We start from the raw sequence: 16,959 nt of genomic DNA on the forward strand, positions 1-16,959 counted from the left end.
TTACTCTTCTTCGTAAGAACTGATCGGAGCACAACCGCAGAACAGGTTGCGGTCGCCGTAGACGTTGTCGGCGCGGCCGACCGGTGGCCAGTATTTGCGCTGGCGCAGGGAAGCGACGGGGTAGGCCGCGATTTCACGGCTGTACTTGCGTTCCCAGTTGTCCGACATCAGCACCTGTGCCGTGTGCGGCGCATGTTTCAACGGGTTGTCGTCGTGGTCGAATTCACCGCTGGCGACCTTGGCGATTTCCGCGCGGATGGCGATCATGGCGTCGATGAAGCGGTCGATTTCCACTTTCGATTCGCTTTCCGTCGGCTCGATCATCAGGGTGCCCGGCACGGGGAAGCTCATGGTCGGCGCATGGAAACCGAAGTCCATCAAACGCTTGGCCACGTCTTCGTTGCTGATGCCGGTGGCGTCCGTGATCGGGCGCAGGTCGAGGATGCATTCGTGCGCGACCAGGCCGTCGTGGCCCGAGTACAGCACGGGATAGTGCGGCGCCAGGCGGCGCGCGATGTAGTTCGCCGCCAGGATCGCCGTCTCGGTCGCTGCGGTTAATCCCTCCGCGCCCATCATGGCGATATACATCCACGAAATCGGCAGGATGCTGGCCGAGCCGAATGGCGCGGCGCTGACGGCGCTGATGCCTGCAGCATCGCGCTGGTAGCCGGAGGAACGCTGGTTCGGCAGGAATTTCGCCAGGTGGGCGCCCACGCCGATCGGGCCGACGCCTGGTCCGCCGCCGCCGTGCGGGATGCAGAAAGTCTTGTGCAGGTTCAGGTGCGACACGTCGCCGCCAAACGAGCCGGGAGCGGCCACGCCGACCAGCGCGTTCATGTTGGCGCCGTCGATGTAGACCTGGCCGCCGTGCGAGTGGATGATCTCGCACAGTTCCTGGATGCCTTCTTCAAACACGCCGTGGGTGGATGGGTAGGTGACCATCACGCAAGCCAGGTTGGCGCTGTGCTTTTCCGCTTTCGCTTTCAGGTCGGCCAGGTCCACGTTGCCGTTGGCGTCGCAGCTGGTGACGACGACCTGCATGCCGACCATATTGGCCGATGCGGGGTTGGTGCCGTGCGCCGACGATGGAATCAGGCAGATATTGCGGTGGCCTTCGCCACGCGATTCGTGATACGCCTTGATCACCAGCAGACCCGCGTATTCACCCTGCGAGCCGGCGTTCGGCTGCAGCGAGACGGCAGCGTAGCCGGTCAGCGCGCACAGCATCTCTTCCAGCTGCGAGATCATTTCGCGGTAGCCGACCGTTTGCGCGTCTGGCGCGAACGGGTGGATGTTCGAAAACTCGGGCCAGGTGACGGGAATCATTTCGCTCGTCGCGTTCAGCTTCATGGTGCACGAACCGAGCGGGATCATGGTGCGGTCCAGCGCCAGGTCCTTGTCGGCCAGGCTGCGCAGGTAGCGCAGCATTTCGTGTTCCGAGTGGTAGCTGTTGAAGACGGGGTGCGTCAGATACGCGCTTTCGCGCGCCAGATTCGCCGGCAGCGCGCTGGTCACGGCTGCTTCAACTGCGTCCAGGTCCGGGGCGGCAGGCGCGTTGGCCAGGCCGTGCGCGAACACTTTCCACAGCAGCGCGATATCGTCGCGCGTGGTGGTTTCGTCGAGCGACACGCCGACGTGGGTGTTGTCGATCTTGCGCAGGTTGACGCCGTGGTGCATGGCCGTCGCGTGCAGTTGCGCCGCATCGGCCACATGGATGGTCAGGGTGTCGAAGTAGCTCGCGTTGACGACGCCATAGCCGAGGGTCTTCAGGTTGGCGGCCAGCACGCCCGTAAAGCGGTGCACGCGCTGGGCGATCTGCAGCAGGCCGGCAGGGCCGTGGTAGACGGCGTACATCGAGGCCATCACGGCCAGCAGCACTTGCGCCGTGCAGATGTTGGACGTCGCTTTTTCGCGGCGGATATGCTGTTCGCGCGTTTGCAGGGCCAGGCGATACGCCTTGTTGCCTTGCGCATCGACGGTCACGCCGACCAGGCGACCCGACATATTGCGCTTGAATTCATCGCGCGTGGACAGGTAGCCCGCGTGCGGGCCGCCGAAGCCGAGCGGCACGCCGAAGCGCTGGCTGTTGCCGACGACGACGTCGGCGCCCCATTCGCCAGGAGGCGTCAGCATGGTCAGGGCCAGCAGGTCGGCAGCGACGATGACCATGGCGCCATTCGCATGCAGTTTTTCCACGCCGGCGCGGTAGTCGCGGACTAAACCGTTGACGCCAGGGTATTGCAGCAGCACGCCGAAGCAGGCGTCCAGCGACTCGATTTCAGCCGGGTCGAACGTACGCACGTCGATGCCGATCGGCTGGGCGCGCGTCTGCACCACTTCCAGCGTTTGCGGCAGCACGTCATTGGCGACGTACAGCACGTTCGACTTCGACTTGCCCACGCGCTGGATCAGGGTCATCGCTTCGGCGGCGGCCGTGCCTTCGTCCAGCATCGAGGCGTTCGAGATGCCCATGCCGGTCAGGTCCGTGATGACTTGCTGGAAGTTCAAAATCGCTTCCAGGCGGCCTTGCGAAATCTCTGGCTGGTAAGGCGTGTAAGCCGTGTACCAGGCCGGGTTTTCAAAGATGTTGCGCAACACGACGCCAGGTGTGAAGGTGTTGTAATAACCCTGGCCGATCAGCGATTTGAGCACCTGGTTCTTGCCGGCGATGGCTTTCAGGCGCGACAACGCTTCCTGTTCCGGCATCGGCTGCGAGTAGGCGCCCAATGGCAGGGCGCCCTTGTTGCGGATGTTGGCCGGCACCAGGGCGTCGATCAGCGCGGCGCGCGATGGATAGCCGAGGGTCGCCAGCATGACTTGCTGTTCGGTGGCGGAAGGGCCGATGTGGCGGGCGATGAAGGCATCGCGTGCTTCGAGTTGGGTCAGGCTGGTGCGGGTCATGATATAGAGGCCAAAAAAGACTGAAAAACCGGGATGCGGCGCGCGGGCGCGGCGGCGGGGCATAGCTACAAAATTAAATGCAAACGGGCCGCAAACGCGGCCCGTGAGTCAAACGCGATTACGCGCTGGTGCTGGCGCCATAGGCGGCAGCGTCGAGCAAGCCGTCCAGGGCCGACACGTCGGCTGGCTTGATCTTGAACAGCCAGTTGGCGTAGGCGTCGGCGTTGATCGACTCGGGCGAGTTGACGACGTCGTCGTTGACGGCCACGACTTCGCCGGCGATCGGCGCGTAGATGTCGCTGGCGGCTTTCACGGACTCCACCACGGCGGCGTCGTCGCCGGCGCCGTAGGTATTGCCCACGGTTGGCAGTTCGACGAAGACGATGTCGCCCAGCGCGTCCTGCGCGTACTCGGTGATGCCGACGGTGATGGTGCCGTCGCCTTCAAGGCGTACCCATTCGTGGGAAGCGGTGTACTTCAGGTCTGCAGGAATGTTCATGTGTGGCTCCAGATGGTAAGTGTTCGTTATTGATTATGGTTGTACGGTCTTGTGGGCGGCTCTATAAATACGCTTACGCAGCCAGGATTTTACCGTTACGCACGAAAGGCAGCTTGACGACCGAAGCGGCCAGCTGCTTGCCGCGGATTTCCACGTGCACGCTGTCGCCCACGTTCACGCCGTTGGGCACGCGCGCCAGGGCGATCGCTTCCTGCATGGTCGGGCTGAAGGTGCCGCTGGTGATTTCGCCTGTTTGCTCGTTACCGGCGATGATGACTTTCTGGTGGGCGCGCAGCACGCCGCCTTTTTCGCGCAGGATCAGTCCCACGAATTGCGCATTCTGGCCTTTGGCCAGCAGGGCGGCCTTGCCGATGAAGTCGCGCTCGCTGACCAGGTCGATGGTCCATGCCAGGCCCGCGTCGAGCGGGTTGACGCTTTCGTCCATGTCCTGGCCGTACAGATTCATGCCCGCTTCCAGGCGCAGGGTGTCGCGCGCGCCGAGGCCGGCCGGCTTGACGCCGGCGGCGATCAAGGCGTTCCACAGCGCTTCCACCTGGGTGGCGGCCACGCCGATTTCAAAGCCGTCTTCGCCCGTGTAGCCGGTGCGCGCCAGCATGACTTCGCCAAAAGCCGTGTCCTTGACGATGACGACGTTGAACGGCTTGATGGCTTCGGACGCGGCTTGCGTTTCGGGCAGCACTTGCCATACCTTGGCGCGCGCGTTCGGGCCTTGCACGGCCACCAGGGCCATCGGATCGTTGGCATTGCGGCGTTCGGTGATCGTCAGGCCGCTGTTGGTGGCGGTGTTTTGCTGCTGCATCCAGGCCACGTCTTTTTCCGCCGTGCCCGCGTTGACGACGAGGCGGAACCAGTTTTCATTGAAGAAGTAGACGATCAGGTCATCGATGACGGTAGCTTCGGCATTCAACATGCACGAGTACAGCGCCTTGCCCGACACTTGCAGCTTGTCAACGTTGTTGGCCAGCAAGCCGCGCAGGAAGGCGCGCACGTTCGGGCCTTCGATATCGACCACGCACATATGCGACACGTCGAACATGCCAGCATCGCCGCGCACGGCGTTGTGTTCTTCGATTTGCGAGCCGTAGTTGACGGGCATGTCCCAGCCGCCGAAATCGACCATGCGGGCGCCGAGGGCACGGTGGGCGTTGTTGAGTGGGGTCGCTTTGAGCGTCATGGATTCCTCGGGACGAAGGTAAAGGGGAAGTTAACAGAACACAGAATATCGAGAGCCAAAACGGCACTCCATCGTGATCACTGACCCCCCTGTCCTTTGTACCTGAGAGATTACGGGGGCTTGCCCCGTGCGCCCCTTCGGTGGGCCGCCGGCAATAGCCGCGGCCGCTCTCCAGAGTTGAGCTAAAGATGTCGCCAAAGCAACAGCTTCAGTCCGCCTGATCGGTCCTTTTGCCTGAGAGTTTTTGGGTAGTGCCCCTTCGGCGGCAACGCTGGGTTGCCCTCTCCCGATCAAGTGTGAGGAATATATGTCAGCAGGGGTATTCTGTCAATCTGTAAAGACGTTGCCAAATTGCCGCAAAACCCCCGATTTGCGGGGCTGGGCAGGGGGCTGATCCACTGCAACAGGGCGCCCGGCCGCGCGGGAATGCGCTATGATGAAATCCTGGCTTTCTTGCGGGTGGCTGCCATGAATACGACACAAAGCGGGACACAGCACGAGACACAAAACAACACCGAGCAGCACGGTTACTTTACCCTCTCGGGCGACGTCAACAGTGACATGGTGCGGCGCGTCTTCAACGCCGTGGCCGACATCACGGAAGACAAGCTCACCACCGCGCACATCCTGATCCAGTCGAACGGCGGCTATGTCAGCGATGGCATCTGTCTGTACAACTTCCTCAGCAAGTTGCCGCTTGACATAGTCACCTATAACGCGGGCGCCGTAGCGTCCATCGCCGTCACCCTGTTTTTGTCGGGGCGGCATCGCCATGCCAGCGACACGGCCCGCTTCATGGTGCATAAGTCGCATGCGACCGCCTCGCCCGGTTCGCGCCCCGATGCGCTCAGCATCATCGTCGAGGGCTTGCGCGCCGACGACATGCGTACCGAGCGCATCCTGCGCGGCCACGTCAACCTGACGGAAGAGCAATGGCAGGTGCATGCGTATTCCGACCTGCACCTGACGGCCGACCAGGCGCTGGAAGTGGGCATGGTCGAATCGATCTGCGACTTTGCGCCGCCCAGGGGCAAGCGCCTGACGAATATCTGACGCCCAGGCGGCTGGTATTGACGAGGAAATTTTGTAATCGAATGTAATTCTTCGCTGCAGCACAGCAAAAGCCGCGCGGAACAGGGCACAGTCGTGGCATAGTGCAAGCTGATCATGAAATAAGCGCGTGCACGATGACTTGGTGGAATGGGATTTCTTTTGCGGCCGATATGTCCGTCATGGGGCCGGCCGGCGTGGCGATTGCCCTGTGGCTGCTCGTCTCGCGCCAGTGGCGTTTGGTGCTCAGCTGGAGCCTGTGGTACGGCGGCGGCCTGGCCCTCGTGGTGCTGTCGAAGCTGGCCTTCATGAGCTGGGGCGTGGGCAGCAGCGCGCTCGATTTTACCGGTTTCAGCGGCCACGCCATGCGCGCCGGCGCCGTGTTTCCCGTGCTGATGTATGTGCTGCTGCAGCGGGCCGAACCGCGCTGGCGCCATGCCGGCGTGCTCGTCGGCGTGGCCTTTGCCGTGCTGGTGGCCATTTCGCGCGTGGTCGTGCATGCGCACAGCGTGTCGGAAGCCGTCAGCGGCTGCGTGCTGGGCCTGGCGCTGGCGCTGGGCTTCATGTGGAATGCCCGCGGCGCCGTCCATTTCGCCGTCAGCCATGCGCTGGCGCTGGCCAGCCTGCTGCTGATGGTGGTGCTGAGCTTCAAGGCCGAGCCCATGCCGACCGAGCAGTGGCTGCAAAAACTGGCCATGGTGCTGTCCGGCCATGAGCGCGTTTTTTCCCGTGAAGACTGGAAACTGGCGCAGGATGGCCGCCCAGCCCCTTGATCTGGGGCCGGCCAGCACTCGATGCCGCTGTTTTTTGGCCAGAAAAGCATCAGGAAATGGTATGATGAACCACTTTTTTGCGGTGAGCGGCCAGACTGCCGTCGCCATGGTGCATCTGAACCGGGTTCGCCGATCTCAACCGCCAGCATAGGCCAGGAACTCTAAAACACGTGCGTCTCTCTTCCATCAAGTTGTCGGGATTTAAGTCTTTCGTCGATCCCACCAATTTCCAGGTGCCAGGCCAGCTCGTGGGCGTGGTTGGGCCGAATGGCTGCGGCAAGTCGAACATCATCGATGCCGTGCGCTGGGTGCTGGGCGAATCGAAAGCGTCCGAATTGCGCGGCGAATCGATGCAGGACGTCATTTTCAATGGCTCCACGCACCGCAAGCCCGCCGGCCGCGCTTCCGTGGAGCTGGTGTTCGATAACAACGACGGCAAGGCCTCCGGCCAGTGGGGCCAGTACGCCGAGATCGCCGTCAAGCGCACGCTGACGCGCGACGGCACGTCCACCTATTACATCAATGGCCAGCCCGTGCGCCGGCGCGATATCCAGGATATCTTCCTCGGCACGGGACTCGGTCCGCGCGCCTACGCCATCATCGGCCAGGGCATGATTTCGCGCATCATCGAATCGCGCCCCGAAGAATTGCGCGTCTTCCTCGAAGAAGCGGCCGGTGTCTCCAAATACAAGGAACGCCGCCGCGAGACGGAAAACCGCTTGCAGGACACGCGCGAAAACTTGCTGCGCGTGGAAGACATCTTGCGCGAACTCAATGCCAACCTGGAAAAACTGGAAGCGCAGGCGGCCGTGGCCACGCGTTTCCACGCCTTGCAGGCGGACCAGGAAGAAAAGCAGAAATTGTTGTGGCTGCTGCGCAAGAACGAGGCGCAAAACGAGCAGACGCGCTATTTCCGCGAAGTGGAACAGGCGCAGACGGACCTGGAAGAGCAGACGGCCAAGCTGCGCAACGTGGAACTGACGCTGGAGCAGATGCGTCAGGCGCACTTTGCCGTGGGCGACCGGCTGCATACGGCGCAGGGTCATCTGTACCAGACGAATGCGGAAATCGGCAGCCTGGAAGCGCAGATCAAGTTCGTCATCGAATCGCGCGCCCGCCTGCAGGCTCAGCTGGCCACCCTGACGGCCCAGCGCGACCAGTGGAACAGCCAGGGCAGCGAATACCAGGAACAGATCGAAGAGGCGGAGTTCCACCTCGAAGAGCTGGCCGCCAAGGTGGAACAATCGCAGATGATGGCCGAGCAGAAGGGCGAGCAATTGCCCGAGCTCGATGCCGCCTGGCGCGCCGCGCAAAACAAGAGCACGGAATCGCGCGCGAAGATCATGCAGGCGCAGCAGCAGCTGGAACTGGAATCGGCGCACCAGCGCAACGCCTCGAACATCCTGGCCAGCCTGCTCACGCGCCGCGAGCGCCTGCAGCAGGAAAAGAACAGTCTGAGTTTGCCTGACAGCAGCCATCTGGAAAACCTGAAACTGCAGCTGGAAGAAAAGCAGCAAACGCTGGAAGAGCAGGGTTTTTACCTGGAAGAAGCGCTGGAGCAGCAGCCCAAGCTGGAGCAGGAGCGTGCCGAGGCGCAGGCGCAAGTCAATGCCGAAACGGCCGCCAATGCCCAGCTGGAAGCGCGTCTTTCCGCCTTGAAACAATTACAGGAACGGGTGCAGACGCAGGGCAAGGTCCAGCCGTGGCTGAAAAAGCACGAGCTCGACACCTTGCCGCGCCTGTGGCAAAAGCTGCAGATCGAGGCGGGCTGGGAAGCGGCCATGGAATCGATCTTGCGCGAGCGCACGTCGGCCTTGCAACTGTCGAACATCGACTGGGCCAAGGCTTTCTTTGCCGACGCGCCACCGGCCAAGCTGGCCCTGTACGCGCCGTCCACGGTGGCGCCGCTGCCGATGCCGGATGTGCCAGGCCTGAAACCGTTCCTGAACTTGTTGAAACTCAATGATCCGGGCTTGCGCGGCTTGCTGCAGGACTGGCTGTACAACGCCTACGCCGTGGAAGACGCGGCCGAGGCGCTGGCCGAGCGCGCCAAATTGCCGCCGGGCGGTTATTTCGTCACGCGGCTTGGACACGTGGTCACGGCCACCAGCGTGCGTTTCTATGCGGCCGATTCGGAGCAGGAAGGCATGCTGGGGCGTCAGCAGGAAATCGAGAATATCGGCAAACAGTTGCGCGCCCAGCAATTGCTGGCCGAAGAGGCGCGCGCCCGTTCCGTGCGGGCCGATGCAGCCGTGGGAACCTTGACGCGCAACCTGTCGGACTTGCGCCTGCGCATACAGCAGCTCACGTCGTCCGTGCATACTTTGCAACTGGACGTGGTCAAATTGTCGGAAGTCGAAGCGCGTTTCAACCAGCGCAGCACGCAGATCGGCGCGGACCTGGCGGAAATCGCCGCGCAGGAAGCGGAGCAAATGCAGACCAAGCTGGAATCGGAAGAGAAATTCGAACAGCTGGACATGGAACTGGGCAACTTGCAGGAAGCGCACGAAGACGGCCATACGGATTTCTTGCAAAAAGAACAGCGTCTGGCCGAAGCACGCGAAGCCTTGCGCGACCTGGAACGGGCTGCCAAGGATACGGAATACGCGGAAAAAGCCCACCGTGCGAAGATCGAGGAATTGCGCCGCAATATCGCCACGGCCAGTACGCAGGCGCAGCAAGTGACGGCCAGCCTGCAGGCGGGCGAACTGGAACTGGCCAACCTGGAAAGCGGCGCGGCGGCCGACGGCTTGCAGGATCTGCTGGAGCGCCGCACCACGCAGGAGCGGGCGCTGGCAGACGCGCGCCATGAACTGGACCAGATTACGCAGCAGCTGCGCCTGTCCGAAGATGCGCGCACGCAATCGGAGCGCAGCTTGCAGCCGCAGCGCGACAAGATCATGGAAATGCAGCTCAAGGAGCAAGCCGCGCGCCTGAACCAGGAGCAATTCGCCCAGCAATTGCTGGAATCGGGCGCCGATGAAGCGGCCCTGACGGAAAAGCTGCACCCGGACATGCGTCCATCGTATCTGCAGGGCGAAGTGACGCGCCTGACGAACGCCATCACGGGCCTGGGCGCCGTCAACCTGGCCGCGCTGGACGAACTGGCGCAGGCGTCCGAGCGCAAGAATTTCCTCGATGCCCAGAATGCCGACCTGACGGAAGCGATCAATACCTTGGAAGACGCGATCCACAAGATCGACAAGGAAACACGCGACTTGCTGCAAGACACGTTCGACAAGGTCAACCATCACTTTTCCGAGCTGTTCCCCATCCTGTTTGGCGGGGGGCAGGCCAGGCTGACCATGACGGGCGACGAGATTCTCGATTCCGGTGTACAAGTCATGGCGCAGCCTCCTGGCAAGAAAAATGCCACCATCCACCTGTTGTCCGGTGGAGAAAAGGCGCTGACCGCAACCGCATTGGTGTTTTCCATGTTCCGCCTGAATCCGGCGCCGTTCTGCCTGCTCGACGAAGTCGATGCACCGCTGGACGATTCGAACACGGAACGCTTTTGCCGCATGGTCAAGCGCATGTCCGACCAGACCCAATTCCTTTTCATTTCGCATAACAAGATTGCGATGGAAATGGCCCATCAATTGATCGGTGTGACGATGCAGGAGCAGGGCGTATCGCGCATCGTGGCGGTGGACATGGAGTCCGCCGCAAATTTTGCAACCGAGGCACAAGCAGCATGACAGACTTACAAATTACCTTGTTCGGCGCCGGCGGCGTCTTTATCGTCGGCGTTTTCTCGTACAACAAATGGCAGGAATACAAGGCCAAGAAAAGCGTGGAACGGGCTTTTTCCACCGACCACGACGACGTGCTGATGCGCGAGGGCGACGCCCCCGCAGTGGAAGCCCAGGAACCCGTGCTGCGCCAGGAACCGCGCTTTGACGCCGCGCCTGCCGCCAAGGCCGAGCCGTCGTTCGGCGCGCCGCCAGCCGCGCCCGTGTCCGACGCCCCCGTGCATGCGGAACCGTCGCTGGGGGATATCCCTGCCGAGACGGTCGCGGCAGCCGCCGCCGAGCCCGTGCAAGAAGTGAGCGCTGCCAGCGAACAGGCGACCAGCCTGGTCGACCCGCTGATCGATTGCCTGCTGCCTTTGTCGCTGGAAGCGCCCGTGCGCGGCGACAAGATCCTGCCCGTGCTGCAAACCCTGCGCCTGGTGGGCAACAAGCCCGTCCACTTCATCGGTTTGCACGTGAATGGCGACTGGGAACCGATCACGCATGGCGGTGTCTATACGAAGATGCAGGGCGGCGTGCAGCTGGCCAGCCGCAGCACGGCCTTGAATGAACTCGAATACTCGGAACTGGTCACGCGCTTGCGTGGCGTGGCCGACGAGATCGGTGCCGAGCCGGAAGTGCCCGACATGATGGAAGTGATGGCCGAAGCGCGCACCTTGCACCGCTTCGTTGCCGGCCACGACGCGCAACTGGGCGTCAACCTGCACACGAACGGCGCGCCGTGGGCCATTTCCACCTTGCTGTTTGCGCTGGAAAAGCAGGGCTTCGACGTGCGTCCGGACGGCCGCTTCGTCATGCCCGATGGCGACGGCAGCTATCTGTTCTCGCTGTCGACGAATGTCACCCTGGCCGAGGAAACCACGTCGCGCCTGACCCTGTTGCTGGACGTGCCCTGCGTGGCGCCCGCGCGCGACGGCTTCGGCGCCATGGTCGCTTGCGCCAAGGCACTGGTGGGCCGCCTCGACGCGACCATCGTCGACGATTACAACCAGGCCCTGTCCGATGCTGCGCTGGCCGAGATCGCCGGCCAGGTGCAAGAGTTTTACCAGGAAATGGACGCGGCCGATATTCCCGCCGGTTCCACCCGCGCCCTGCGTTTATTTAGCTGAAGAATCCCGCAATAATGACTGATCTGACCAACCAGGACGCTGCTGCCCGCGTCCTGGCACTCACGGCCGAACTCAATCGGCATCTGCACGCCTACCACGTGCTCGACAATCCCACCATTCCCGACGCCGAGTACGACAAGCTGTTTGTCGAACTGCAGGCGCTGGAAGCGGCCCATCCTGAGTTGCTTCAACCAGATTCGCCCACCTTGCGCGTGGGCGCGGCGCCGTTGCCGCAATTCGAGCAAGTCACGCACACGGTGCCGATGCTGTCGCTGAACAATGGTTTCACCGATGACGATATCGTCAACTTCGACCGCCGCGTACGCGAAGGCCTGGACCTTGACGGTGCGGAAGTCGACTATGCGGCCGAAGTGAAATTCGATGGCCTGGCCATCAACCTGCGCTATGAAAACGGCCTGTTCGTGCAGGCCGCCACGCGCGGTGACGGCGCCACGGGCGAAGACGTGACGGCGAATATCCGCACCATTTCCGGCATCCCGCTGCGCCTGCATGGCGACAAGATTCCCGCCGTACTGGACGTGCGCGGCGAAGTGATGATGTTCAAGGCCGATTTTGCCCGCCTGAACGAACGCCAGCGCGACGCGGGGCAGAAGGAATTCGCCAACCCGCGCAATGCGGCCGCCGGCAGCCTGCGCCAGCTCGATTCGCGCATCACGGCGCAGCGCAAGCTGCGTTTTTATGCGTATGGCATCGGCGCCCTCGATGGCGCCGCCATGCCCGTGTCGCATTCGGCCTTGCTGGACTGGTACGAAACGCTGGGCATCCCAGTGTCGAAGGAGCGCCGTGTGGTGCCGGGCGCGCAGGGCTTGCTGGCCTACTACGCCGATATCGGCGCGCGCCGTCCCGCCTTGCCGTATGAAATCGACGGTGTGGTCTACAAGGTGAACGCGACGCAAGACCAGCAGGAGCTGGGATTTGTGTCGCGCGCGCCCCGTTTTGCGTTGGCGCACAAGTTTCCCGCCGAAGAAGCCTTGACCGTGGTGCTGGGCATCGATATCCAGGTGGGCCGCACGGGCGCCATGACGCCCGTGGCGCGCCTGGCGCCCGTGTCCGTCGGCGGCGTGACGGTGACGAATGCCACCTTGCACAATGAAGACGAGGTGCTGCGCAAGGATGTGCGCGTGGGCGACACCGTCGTCGTGCGCCGCGCCGGCGATGTGATCCCGGAAGTGCTGTCCGTGGTGCTGGAGAAGCGCCCGGACCCGGCGCCGCTGCCGTTCAAAATGCTGGAGCGCTGTCCCGTCTGCGATTCCCACGTGGTGCGCGAAGAGGGCGAGGCGATTGCCCGTTGTTCGGGCGGCCTGTTCTGTTCGGCCCAGCGCAAGGAAGCGTTCCGTCACTTTGCAGGGCGGCGCATGATGGATATCGAGGGATTGGGGGAACGTTATATCGATACCCTGGTCGAACTGGAATACGTGCATGGCCTGGCTGACCTGTACAGCCTGACCCTGGATAAACTGCTGGAAATGAAAGTGCGCGCCGACGAGCGCGATGGTTCGACGCCAGAAACAGTGCAACAAGGCAAAATTCCCACCAAGTGGGCGGAAAACTTGCTGGCCGGCATAGAAGCGAGCAAGCGCCCGCCGCTCGAACGTTTCCTGTTCGCGCTCGGTATCCGCCACGTGGGCGAATCGACGGCCAAGACCCTGGCCGAGTGGCTCGGCAGCTTGGCGTATGTGCGCAAAGCGCCGGCGGCTTTGCTGCGCGTGCTGCCCGACATCGGCGGCACCGTGGCCCAGTCCATCGCCGACTTTTTTGCCGAAGAAAAGAACCAGCAGGCGCTGCAGGCATTGCTGGACGCTGGCGTCACGCCGCAAGGCGAACACGCGCCCAGCGCCAAGCTGCGCACGCAGCTGGAACAAACGACGTTGCTGGCGGCCATCGGCATCCCCAAGCTGACGGAACCGCGCAGCAAGCAGCTGGTGGAGCGGGGCGTGACCCTGGCCAGCCTGGCCGCGCAAGGCGCCAGCTTCCACGCGGGCTTGCCCGCCGCCGTGGCTGAAGCGCTGGCGCAATGGCTGGCCGACGAGAACAATGTCAAGCTGCTCGCTCAACTGGACGCCCTGCGCACTGAATTACTGTCACAATTGCCTGAAATGCCAGCCGCTGGCGGCAAGCTGGACGGCAAGACTTTCGTCCTGACGGGCACCTTGCCCAATATGAGCCGCGACGAGGCCGCGGAGCTGATCGAGGCGGCCGGTGGCAAGGTCAGTGGCTCCGTGTCGAAGAAGACAGGCTATGTCGTGGCCGGTTCTGACGCTGGCAGCAAGCTGGCCAAGGCGCAGGAACTGGGTGTGGCCATACTCGACGAGGCTGGTTTGCTGGCCTTGCTCGCGCAAGACTAATCATTAAAATATTACACAAGACCCATGAAAAAAATCAGAAAAGCAGTTTTCCCCGTCGCTGGCCTGGGCAGTCGTTTCTTGCCTGCAACCAAGGCGCAGCCGAAGGAAATGTTACCGATCGTCGACAAGCCATTGATCCAGTACGCAGTGGAAGAAGCGGTGGCGGCAGGCATCACGGAAATGATCTTCATTACGGGCCGCAACAAGCGCGCCATCGAAGACCATTTCGATACCGCCTATGAGCTCGAGTCGGAGCTGGAAGCGGCCGGCAAGCGCCAGTTGCTCGAGATGGTGCAAAACGTCATTCCCAAGCATATCAACTGCATTTACATCCGCCAGTCGGCGCCGCTGGGCCTGGGGCATGCCGTGCTGTGCGCCCGTCCCGTGATCGGCGACGAGCCGTTTGCCGTCTTGCTGGCCGACGATTTCATGGATGTGGAAGAGGGCGTGCGCCCCGTGCTGGCGCAGATGACCGATGTTTTCCAGTATGAAAATTGCTCGCTGCTAGCGGTGCAGGACGTGCCGCGCGCGGAAACCAAGCAGTACGGTATCGTGTCGGCAAAGAATTATCAGCCGGACCTGGAACTGGTCTCGGCCATCGTGGAAAAGCCGGCACCCGAGGAGGCGCCGTCGACCCTGGCCGTGGTGGGCCGTTATGTGCTGACCAGCCGTGTCTTCGGTCACCTGGAAAACCTGGGTACGGGGGCAGGCGGCGAAATCCAGTTGACGGACGGCATCGCCGCCCTGATGCGCGAAGAGCGCGTGCTGGCTTACCGCTATCAGGGGCAGCGCTATGATTGCGGCTCCAAGCTCGGCTATCTGAAGGCTACGACGGCGATGGGCATGAAGCATCCGGAAACGGGCGCCGCGTTCCGCACTTACCTGCAACAACTGCAATCGGCACTGGAAGCAAAATGACCGTACGTGAAATCCTCAAGATGGGCGATCCGCGCCTGCTGCGCATGGCCGAGCCCGTGCGCGAATTCGATACGCCCGAACTGCAGGCGCTGATTGCCGACATGTTCGACACCATGCATGCGGCCAATGGCGCGGGCCTGGCGGCGCCGCAGATCGGCGTCAACCTGCAGCTGGTGATCTACGGCTTCAAGCAGAATCTGCGCTACCCTGACGCGCCGCAAGTGCCGGAAACCGTGCTGATCAACCCTGTGCTGACGCCGTTGACGGAGCGCAAGGAAGAGGGCTTTGAAGGCTGTTTGTCCGTGCCAGGTTTGCGCGGCAGCGTGCCGCGCTGGAGCGAGCTGCACTATGAAGGTGTGGACCAGTTCGGCCAGCCCATCAGCCGCGATTGCGACGGCTTCCATGCCCGCGTGGTGCAGCATGAAGTGGACCATTTGCACGGCATTCTGTATCCGATGCGTATCGTCGATTTCACGCAGTTCGGCTATACGGAAGTCATGTTTCCGGACCTGGATCCGAACGACGACGATTGATCGGCGCCTGAGAAAACGTCCATGGCGGCGTTGCATTGCCTCGCCGTACTATTCGTACTGTCTTCGGCAATGCGCCTTGCCCTGAACATTTTTCAGGCGCCTCGTGACTTTGGCTGTTAAACAAAAAATGGCCGCGCAGCATGAGCTGGGCGGCCATTTTTTATACGTGAAGCGAACCTAGCGCACCTTGCGGCTGCTGCCCAGGTTATCGAGCAGCGTCTTCAATTCATCCTGCATGGCATCCGTCAGGTTCAGGAAGCGGCAGCCGATCTGCACTTGCTCGCCCAGCAGGAAGGAGCGGAAGGTGCGCGAGAGGCGGATTTCCAGGTCGGCGATCATGACCTTGTCCGGCCCCAGTTCCAGCCGTACGCGCGACAGCTTGCGGCCCACGTACAGGCCGACCGTATCGCGCGGGTGGGCACGCATGCCGATGCCACCGGCGGAGAAATCATACAGCTGCAATTCATACGGCCGGCCTTCCAGCACGAAGGCAGCCAGGTAGTACACGCCCAGCGGCGTTTCCAGGCGCGCCGATTCGCGCCGTTCCAGCACCAGGCAATGGCTGGGGAAGTTCGTCAGGTAGACGTTCGGCCGCTCGGGATACGCTTGCCATTCGCCATTGATGGTAAATTGCAGCTTGGCGCTTTGTACCCACGACACAAACGTGGCGCCGCCTTCGGGCAGGGTAGCGCCCTCATTGAGTTCCAGCACGAATTGCGGCAAGTCGTCGTCGACGGACAAGATGCGCGCCATGATGACGTCTTCGCCGCCTGTCGGGTAAATGGAAATGGCGTCGCCGTTATCAGCCAGGCTGCACAGGGTTTCGCCGATATCCCACGGATCGCTCATATGGTGCGGCTTGGTGCCTGGCTCCATCGGCTCGGCCACATCGGCCAGGCTGGGCGCGCCTTTGCGCAGGGGATTAGGAATGGGATCGTTCACGACAGCGTATCTCTTGTAATTTCTAATGGGGAAGAGTGTATAGGTTCAAGGCAATATTTGCTAACTAAATCACAATAATTGCCTTTATTCCACTATTTTTGTTGCCTGCTGGATATAGATCCCGGCACGCTTAAAACTGTTCGTCCGCACTCAGGTAACGCCATTGGCCCGTCGGCAAGTCGCCCAGCTTGACCTTGCCGATGCGCACGCGTTTCAGGCCCAGCACTTTCAGGCCGACGGCTTCGCACATGCGGCGGATCTGGCGTTTCTTGCCTTCGCGCAGCGTAAAGCTCAGCTGGTCTTCGTTTTGCCAGCGCACCTTCGCCGGCAGCAGTGGCTTGCCGTCGAGCCACAGGCCGTGGTTGAGCTTTTTCAGTTCGCTGTCGGGCAGGACGTCGCCCTTGGTGTAGCTGACGCGCACCAGGTATTCCTTGTCGATATCGGTATCGTGGCCGATCAGCTGCTTGGCCACGCGGCCATCCTGGGTCAGCACCAGCAAGCCGACGGAATCGATGTCCAGGCGGCCGGCGGCCACCAGGCTGCGCAGCTGGGTCGGGTGGAACTGTTCCGGGCTGCGGTCTTCCGCCCAGCGGTTTTCCGCCTTGATCAGGGCCACGGCGGGCGTGTAGCCGTCTTCGGCCTGGCCGCTGACGTAGCCGACGGGTTTGTTGATCAGTACGGTGACGCGCTTCGATTGCTCGGCCGCCGCCTGGCGTTCCACGGTGACTTTCTGGCTCGGGTAAACCTTGCTGCCCAGCTCGGATACCACCTTGCCGTCAACGCGGACCCAGCCGCGCGCGATCCATTCATCGGCTTCACGGCGCGAGGACAGGCCCAGTTCGGACATGCGTTTGGATAAGCGTAATAATTCTTCGGTCATGTTGTTTCAGTTTCAGTAAGGGTAGGCGCTGCGCACCAGGT

12 protein-coding genes and 2 riboswitches are annotated in these 16,959 nt (G+C 62.3%); of the genes, 7 read left to right on the forward strand and 5 right to left on the reverse strand.

Going from position 1 to position 16,959, the window contains the following annotated elements; translation table 11 throughout:
- The 3 genes from gcvP to gcvT all read right to left on the reverse strand — a co-directional run bounded on the left by gcvP (position 1) and on the right by gcvT (position 4,595).
- The gene (gcvP, locus tag CLU91_RS01650; RefSeq protein WP_100876530.1) at positions 1-2,901 is read right to left on the reverse strand and encodes an aminomethyl-transferring glycine dehydrogenase; all 2,901 of its coding nucleotides are present in this window, start codon (positions 2,899-2,901) and stop codon (positions 1-3) included.
- 118 nt (positions 2,902-3,019) lie between these two features.
- Positions 3,020-3,400, reverse strand: coding sequence for a glycine cleavage system protein GcvH (gene gcvH, locus CLU91_RS01655; protein WP_100872704.1), 381 nt, complete (start codon positions 3,398-3,400; stop codon positions 3,020-3,022).
- A 73-nt stretch (positions 3,401-3,473) separates the two neighbouring features.
- On the reverse strand, positions 3,474-4,595 hold the full coding sequence (gene gcvT / locus CLU91_RS01660) for a glycine cleavage system aminomethyltransferase GcvT (RefSeq protein WP_100872705.1): 1,122 nt from the start codon (positions 4,593-4,595) through the stop codon (positions 3,474-3,476).
- Between the two features lie 79 nt (positions 4,596-4,674).
- Positions 4,675-4,780: riboswitch (glycine riboswitch) on the reverse strand.
- 27 nt (positions 4,781-4,807) lie between these two features.
- A riboswitch (glycine riboswitch) is annotated at positions 4,808-4,894 on the reverse strand.
- A 169-nt stretch (positions 4,895-5,063) separates the two neighbouring features.
- On the opposite strand from gcvT, the gene CLU91_RS01665 reads away from it, so the two are divergent.
- The 7 genes from CLU91_RS01665 (at position 5,064) to def (ending at position 15,096) form a co-directional block, all read left to right on the forward strand.
- Positions 5,064-5,648, forward strand: a complete 585-nt coding sequence (locus CLU91_RS01665; protein WP_232730584.1) for an ATP-dependent Clp protease proteolytic subunit — start codon at positions 5,064-5,066, stop codon at positions 5,646-5,648.
- Positions 5,649-5,782: 134 nt separating this feature from the next.
- Entirely contained in the window at positions 5,783-6,418 is a 636-nt protein-coding gene (locus tag CLU91_RS01670; protein ID WP_232730585.1) for a phosphatase PAP2 family protein, read from the forward strand.
- 170 nt (positions 6,419-6,588) lie between these two features.
- On the forward strand, positions 6,589-10,116 hold the full coding sequence (smc, locus tag CLU91_RS01675) for a chromosome segregation protein SMC (protein WP_100872708.1): 3,528 nt from the start codon (positions 6,589-6,591) through the stop codon (positions 10,114-10,116).
- On the forward strand, positions 10,113-11,279 hold the full coding sequence (locus tag CLU91_RS01680) for a cell division protein ZipA C-terminal FtsZ-binding domain-containing protein (protein WP_100872709.1): 1,167 nt from the start codon (positions 10,113-10,115) through the stop codon (positions 11,277-11,279). Before smc ends, CLU91_RS01680 begins: the two co-directional genes overlap by 4 nt.
- Positions 11,280-11,293: 14 nt before the next feature.
- Positions 11,294-13,645, forward strand: a complete 2,352-nt coding sequence (gene ligA / locus CLU91_RS01685) for an NAD-dependent DNA ligase LigA (protein WP_100872710.1) — start codon at positions 11,294-11,296, stop codon at positions 13,643-13,645.
- Positions 13,646-13,669: 24 nt separating this feature from the next.
- The gene (gene galU, locus CLU91_RS01690) at positions 13,670-14,563 is read left to right on the forward strand and encodes a UTP--glucose-1-phosphate uridylyltransferase GalU (RefSeq protein WP_100872711.1); all 894 of its coding nucleotides are present in this window, start codon (positions 13,670-13,672) and stop codon (positions 14,561-14,563) included.
- The gene (def, locus tag CLU91_RS01695; protein WP_100872712.1) at positions 14,560-15,096 is read left to right on the forward strand and encodes a peptide deformylase; all 537 of its coding nucleotides are present in this window, start codon (positions 14,560-14,562) and stop codon (positions 15,094-15,096) included. The genes galU and def overlap by 4 nt, the downstream gene beginning before the upstream one ends.
- A 177-nt stretch (positions 15,097-15,273) precedes the next feature.
- On the opposite strand, the gene CLU91_RS01700 is transcribed toward def, so the two are convergent.
- Positions 15,274-16,038 (reverse strand): flagellar brake protein, encoded by a 765-nt coding sequence (locus tag CLU91_RS01700; RefSeq protein WP_100872713.1) that lies wholly within the window; start codon positions 16,036-16,038, stop codon positions 15,274-15,276.
- A 130-nt stretch (positions 16,039-16,168) separates the two neighbouring features.
- Positions 16,169-16,918 (reverse strand): pseudouridine synthase, encoded by a 750-nt coding sequence (locus CLU91_RS01705; RefSeq protein ID WP_100872714.1) that lies wholly within the window; start codon positions 16,916-16,918, stop codon positions 16,169-16,171.
- Positions 16,919-16,959: the final 41 nt, after the last annotated feature.

Source organism: Janthinobacterium sp. 64, from assembly GCF_002813325.1.
Classification (GTDB): domain Bacteria; phylum Pseudomonadota; class Gammaproteobacteria; order Burkholderiales; family Burkholderiaceae_D; genus Janthinobacterium.